The sequence below is a fragment of the Polaromonas sp. P1_G2 genome, assembly GCF_056405515.1.
The window spans coordinates 1-427 of record NZ_JBFUBY010001303.1 but is presented as its reverse complement, the minus strand read 5'-3'; the positions used below and the strand labels follow the sequence as shown (position 1 = coordinate 427).

Annotated in this window: 1 protein-coding gene; it reads left to right on the top strand. The window is 62.5% G+C overall.

What is annotated here, in order from left to right:
• Window positions 1-427, top strand: a 427-nt coding sequence (locus tag AC1D0P_RS30250; protein WP_477680107.1) for a bifunctional ornithine acetyltransferase/N-acetylglutamate synthase, incomplete at both ends; no start/stop codon positions are given.

Below are 427 nucleotides of genomic sequence, written 5' to 3'. Positions count from 1 at the left end.
GTCGTGGTCAATTCCGGCAATGCCAACGCTTTTACCGGCAAGAAGGGCAAGGCTGCGACGGAACTGACGGCCAAGTCGGCCTCCGAAGCGGTGGGCTGTTCGGTGGGTGAGGTTTTCCTTGCCTCGACCGGCGTGATTGGCGAGCCGCTCGATGCTACGAAATTTGCCGGCGTGCTGGGCGATATGAACGTGCGCGCGACGGGCGATTTCTGGCTGGAAGCCGCCAAGGCGATCATGACCACGGATACCTATCCGAAGGTCGCGACCCGGACGGCGCAGATTTCCGGCACCACCGTCACAATCAACGGCATTGCCAAGGGTGCGGGCATGATCGCGCCTGACATGGCGACGATGCTGTCTTTCGTCGTCACCGATGCGAATATCGCCCCGAACGTGCTGCAGAGCCTGCTTTCGCGGGGGGTCGGCC